Annotated in this window: 4 protein-coding genes; all 4 read left to right on the forward strand. The window is 40.8% G+C overall.

Annotated elements, in window-relative coordinates; genetic code table 11:
* The first annotated feature begins 189 nt into the window (after positions 1-189).
* Positions 190-2,928: a DUF1553 domain-containing protein gene (locus AC1DPQ_RS01745; RefSeq protein ID WP_477607666.1), complete on the forward strand. Its 2,739-nt coding sequence runs from the start codon at positions 190-192 to the stop codon at positions 2,926-2,928.
* Positions 2,929-2,939: 11 nt separating this feature from the next.
* Entirely contained in the window at positions 2,940-4,451 is a 1,512-nt protein-coding gene (locus AC1DPQ_RS01750) for a DUF1501 domain-containing protein (RefSeq protein WP_230144678.1), read from the forward strand.
* A 123-nt stretch (positions 4,452-4,574) separates the two neighbouring features.
* Positions 4,575-5,507: a sugar phosphate isomerase/epimerase family protein gene (locus AC1DPQ_RS01755; protein ID WP_477607668.1), complete on the forward strand. Its 933-nt coding sequence runs from the start codon at positions 4,575-4,577 to the stop codon at positions 5,505-5,507.
* Position 5,508: 1 nt separating this feature from the next.
* The coding region (locus tag AC1DPQ_RS01760; RefSeq protein WP_477607670.1) for a c-type cytochrome domain-containing protein at positions 5,509-6,195 on the forward strand (687 nt) is incomplete at its 3' end.

The raw sequence follows: 6,195 nt of genomic DNA on the forward strand, positions 1-6,195 counted from the left end.
ATTTTTTGAGCAAGTTAATACATTTTTGTATTTTATTTTTTTCTTGATCTTTGGTTTAAGGGAAGCGAAATCTTAGCGATTTAGTCTAATAGTCGCTTCTACTGTAATTTTTGATAAATGTTTAGCTTAATTTAACTTTGTATACAGGTTGAGTGATCTAAAAATTAGCTTAAATTTATTCTAACCAAAATGTTATTAAAAAAGAAAATATTATTTGCAACAGGCTTCGTGCTGGTTGTGATTACCTTAATAGCCTTTTCGCTTTTCTCGTCGGAGAAACCGATCGATTTTAACACGCAGGTTAAGCCCATTTTAAATAAAAAATGTATCTCCTGTCATGGCGGGGTTAAACAACAAGGCGGTTTTAGCGTGTTGTTTAGGGAAGAGGCTTTGGCTAAAACCAAAAGCGGCAAGCCTGCAATTATTCCAGGCAATCCTGAGGATAGTGAATTTATCAAACGCTTAAAATCAAACGATCCTGAAGAAAGGATGCCATATAAGCACCCTGCTTTAAATAATGATGAAATTGATATTTTGAGTGGTTGGATAAAACAAGGTGCAAAATGGGGCAACCATTGGGCTTATGTTAGTGTAAAACCGACTGAATTGCCAGATGTGGATAATGATTGGATACGCAACGATCTGGATAAATTTATTTTTGCAAAGCTTGAGGAAAATAAACTTGAGCCATCTAAAACTGCTGATAAGGCTACCCTATTGAGAAGGGTAAGTTTAGACCTGATCGGTACTTACCCATCAGATAAACTGGCCAAATTCTATTTGAACAGTAAAGACGAACAGGCAGCCTACAATGTGCTGGTTGATAGTTTGCTGGCTTCGCCTAAATTTGGCGAGCGCTGGGCATCGATGTGGCTGGATATAGCACGTTATGCCGATACTAAAGGCTACGAGAGTGATCCTAACCGAAATATCTGGAGTTATCGCGACTGGGTGATTAAAGCCTTTAACCGCGATATGCCATATGATCGGTTTATTACCGATCAGATTGCCGGAGATTTATTTCCAAATCCAACTGATGCCCAATATATTGCTACGGCTTTTAGCAGAAATACGCCAACCAACGATGAGGGGGGGACCAATAATGAAGAATTTAGAACGGCAGCGGTTTTAGATCGTGTAAATGCCACCTGGGAAGGGTTAATGAGTACAACTTTCTCTTGTGTACAATGCCATAGCCACCCATACGATCCTTTTAAACATGATGAGTATTATAAATTCATGTCGTATTTTAATAATACAAGGGATGAAGACGTTTCTGCAGAATACCCATTACTTAAAGATTTTAATGATAGCCTTAAAAACGAGCTCAATCATTTAACCAGCTGGGTTAAAGCTGTTGCGGGTAAAGAAAGAGCTGCCGAAGTTGATTTATTCTTAAAAACGGGTCAGCCGGCAATAAACTCTACAACGGCCGATGAATTGGTGAATTCAGTAATCGGTAATCATAACATTGCACTTTATTTTAAAAATAGCTCATCTGCAAGGTTAAAATCTGTAAACCTTGAAAATGTTGACCAATTGATTTTCCGCTACAACTGCAGTAAACCTGGTGGTACAATGAGTTTACATTTAGGCTCACCAAACGGCCCTGTTGTAAAATYGTGGAAACTGGCCCAAACTAAAGGTTATGAAAATGTAGAAGTAGATTTTGCAAAGCAAAGTGGGATAAAGGATGTGTATTTAAAGTATACCAATCCTTCGGTAAAAAATCCTGACGAATTTATGGTGTATTTCGATTGGTTTTATTTTACCAAACAGTTTCCCGGAAAAGGCAAGCCTGAGTATGTGGCCAATAAAAAAAGATTTACTGATTTAATGAATGCAAAGGTGCCAACAACGCCGATTATGGTCGAAAATCCATTGAGCATGCAGCGCAAAAACTATGTGTTTGAGCGTGGTGCATGGACTTCGAAAGGCAAAGAAGTTAAAGTTGGTGTACCTAATTCTTTGGCTTTTGCTATGCCTAAAAATGCACCTAATAACCGGATGGGTTTAGCCATGTGGCTTACCGATAAAAGAAATCCTCTTGTATCGAGAACAATGGTGAACAGACTATGGGAGCAGTTATACGGAGCTGGTTTGGTAGAAACTTTAGAAGACATGGGCACCCAGGGAATGGCGCCTACCCATCAGGAACTTTTAGATTTTATGGCTTATCAGTTTATGTACAAATACAACTGGAGTGTTAAAAAAATGTTGAAGGAACTGGTGATGATGGCAACTTACAGACAAGATAGTAAGGTAACCGAAGAACTGAAAGAAAAAGATCTGTTTAATAAGTTTTACGCCAGGGGTTCGCGGATCAGGTTAAGTGCTGAGCAAATCAGAGATCAGAGTCTTGCCGTTTGCGGGGTATTAAGTAATAAAATGTACGGACCACCGGTAATGCCCTGGCAACCTGAAGGAATTTGGTTTTCGCCTTATAGTGGTGCTAAATGGGTGCTAAGTGGTGGGGAAGAACAATACCGCAGGGGAATTTATACTTATTGGAAAAGAACAGCCCCATATCCATCAGCTATTGCCTTTGATGGAGCATCGAGAGTGGTTTGTAGTCCGCGCCGTATCCGAACCAATACCCCATTACAGGCCCTGGTTACCTTAAATGATAGTGTTTATATCGATTTGGCAAGAAAACTGGCGCTACGCATGGAAAAAGTAGGAGGAAGCACCAGCAAATCTAAAATTGCCAAGGGCTATGAATTGATCTTATATAAAACGATCCCTCAAAATAGGTTAAAAGTATTCGAAGGCCTGTATGCCAAGGCTTTTGGCGAGTTTAGCAAAAACTCGGCAAGTGTATCGGCATTTATGGGCGATAAACAAAAGAAATTTAAGCCAGAAGAAGCAGCTATGGTGCTAGTAGCCAATGCAATGCTTAACCTGGATGAAGTGGTTACCAAAAATTGATTTGATCGGTTATGACAAGAGACGAATTAAACGCACATAGGTTAATTAAAGAAGCACATGAAGCAAATGCACGCCTAAACTCGCGGCGCCATTTTTTAAAAGAAAGTGCGATGGGTTTGGGTGCTTTGGCAATGGGTTCGTTATTGGGTAGCTGTGGTAATCTTTTTTCGAGTCCACAAACAAAGATTGCTTACGATCCTGCACACCCATTATTGCCAAAATCGCCACCACTTGTAGGTAAGGCCCGAAGTGTAATTTATTTGCACATGGCAGGTGCTCCATCTCAATTAGAATTGTTTGATTTTAAACCAGAGCTAATGAAAATGGACGGCCAGGATTGCCCTCCATCATTACTTGCCGGGAAAAAATTTGCTTTTATAACCGGGGTACCTAAAATGTTGGGCCCACAGGCTAATTTTGCCAAATATGGCCAGTCAGGAGCTTTGGTGAGTGATAATTTACCACACTTTTCTACCATGGTAGATGAGGTAAGCTTTTTGAAAGCTGTAAAAACAGATCAATTTAACCATGCTCCGGCGCAGTTGTTGGTACATACAGGTTCACCGCGATTGGGCAGGCCAAGTATGGGCAGCTGGGTAACCTACGGTTTAGGATCAGAAAACCAGAATTTACCGGGATATGTAGTGCTTACCAGTGGCGGTAGTTTCCCCGATGCGGGAAAAAGTGTTTGGGGAAGTGGTTTCTTGCCCTCCGTTTATCAGGGTGTACAATGTAGAAGTGAGGGAGATCCGGTACTGTTTATAAAAGATCCGGATGGAATGAACCGGGACTTGAGAAAAGCGTCTATCGAAGCCATTAATAAAGCTAACGAGCAGCAATATCAAGAGTATAACGATCCTGAAATTTTATCGCGGATAGCACAGTATGAAATGGCTTACCGCATGCAGATATCGGCACCAGAGGTGATGAACATCAATGATGAACCAGCCTACATCCACGAAATGTATGGTACACAACCAGGTAAAGCTTGTTTTGCCAATAATGTGTTACTTGCCCGTAAACTGGTAGAAAAAGGGGTACGTTATGTGCAGTTATTCGACTGGGGATGGGATGCGCACGGCGATAATCCAAACAACTCACTTAACATCGGACTGAAGAATAAATGCAGAACCATTGACAGGCCAATTACAGCTTTATTACTCGATTTGAAACAACGCGGTTTATTAGAAGAAACCCTGGTTGTTTGGGGCGGTGAATTCGGGCGTACGCCAATGATGGAGAACAGAAATGGTATTCAAAATCCATTTAAAGGTAGAGATCACCATACAGAAGCATTTACCATATGGATGGCCGGCGGAGGTGTGAAAAAAGGATTTACACACGGCGAAACAGATGAAATTGGCTATAGTGCCGTAAGCGGAAAAGTTGATGCTTTTGATATTCAAGCCACTATTTTAAACCAGTTGGGCTTCGATCACGAACAATTTACCTATCCTTTCCAGGGACGGCCATTTAGGTTAACCGATGTGGCAGGTAAGGTGATATCAGAGATTGTAGCTTAACTCAGGAGTCGGAAGTCCTGAGTTCACAGTCTATTAACCGACTAACCCAATGACCAATTTTCAATTGGCAATTACCAATAAACTAATGCCCAATCTACAAATGAACCAACAACAAGTGAACCAATGAACCAAACCAGAAGGAAATTCTTACAAAATACAGCTGTTGTAACGGCAGCATCAATTTTGGCCCCCGTCCAAAACATGAGTGCCAACGAACTTAAAAATATAAAAGCAAAAGCTGGCTACGAACTATTATTTATGCAAACCRATTGGGGTTTTGGAGGCACAAGAGATGAGTTTTGCGCAGCAGCCAAAAAAGAAGGATATGAAGGCATTGAAGTATGGTGGCCTGGTGAGGACAAAGCGGTAAAAGAACTTTTTGATGCGGTTAAGAAATATAAACTGGAAATCGGATTTTTATGCGCCGGATCGCAGTCGAACATAACTGAGCACTTAGCTTCTTTCAAAAAAAGTTTAGATGCTATTTGTGCCAATACTTATCAAAAACCTGTTTACATCAATTGCCATTCGGGAAAAGATTATTTCACTTACGAAGAAAATAAACAGATTATCGATTACGCAACGGCCAAGAGCAAATCGTCGGGCATACCCGTTTATCACGAAACGCATCGTAGCCGTATGATGTTTGCTGCACATATTGCCAAAAATTTTGCTGAGAAAAATCCAGAATTGAAATTCACCTTAGATATTTCGCATTGGTGCAATGTGCACGAAAGTTTATTATCTGACCAGAAACAGACCATCGATTTTATTTTAGAAAAGGCAGAACATATCCACTCGCGGGTTGGGCACCCCGAAGGACCACAGGTAAATGATCCACGGGCACCAGAATGGGCAAAAGTGGTAGAAGCACACCTGGCCTGGTGGGATAAAATTATAGCACGCAAAAAGAAAAACGGCGAGCGTATAACCATTCTTACCGAATTTGGCCCGGCTGATTATATGCCTACCTTGCCTTACACGCGCCAACCCCTTGCCGATCAATGGGCAATAAATGTTTACATGATGAATTTATTAAGAAAGAGATATCAATAAGATGTTAGAGTTTTTCGGCCGCTTTCACCCAGTTTTTGTCCACCTTCCTATCGGAATTTTGTTACTTGGCTGTATATGTATTCTCTTATCATTTGCTGCAAAGTTTATCAACCTAAAACCAGCCATTCCTATTATGCTGCTTCTGGGTGCGTTAAGTGCTGTAGTATCTTGCATTACTGGTTATTTATTGGCCAATGGCGGCGATTATGACGGGAAACTCGTGAGTAATCACCAATGGATGGGAATCAGTGTTGCTGTTTTATCTTTTATATTGTGGATTATTTACCAAAAGGTTAAATCAAATGCCATACTAGGTACAATAGCGGTGGTTCTCATCGTGCTCATTTCAATTACGGGGCATTTAGGCGGTTCTTTAACCCATGGTTCTGATTATTTAACCGCACCGTTAAAATCGGGCAGTACAAAAGGTGGTGCAGCCATACCACCAATTCCCAATGTTCAGGAAGCCTTTGTTTACCAAAATGCTATTCAACCACTCTTTCAAAATAGGTGTTATAGTTGCCATGGCAGCGAAAAGCAGAAAGGCAAGCTTAGGTTAGATCAAGAAGCATATATTTTAAAAGGTGGAGAAGATGGACACACCCTGGTAAAGGGTAAAGCTGATGATAGTGAGCTGATGAAGCGGATTTTATTGCCATTGAATGATGAAGACCACATGGCGCCTAAA

The sequence above is a fragment of the Pedobacter sp. 01T416_2 genome, from assembly GCF_056398925.1.

What these genes read in the sequence shown, in the direction of transcription:
- AC1DPQ_RS01750 (WP_230144678.1), top strand. Translation starts at nt 2,940, where the DNA reads ATGACAAGAGACGAATTAAACGCACATAGGTTAATTAAAGAAGCACAT.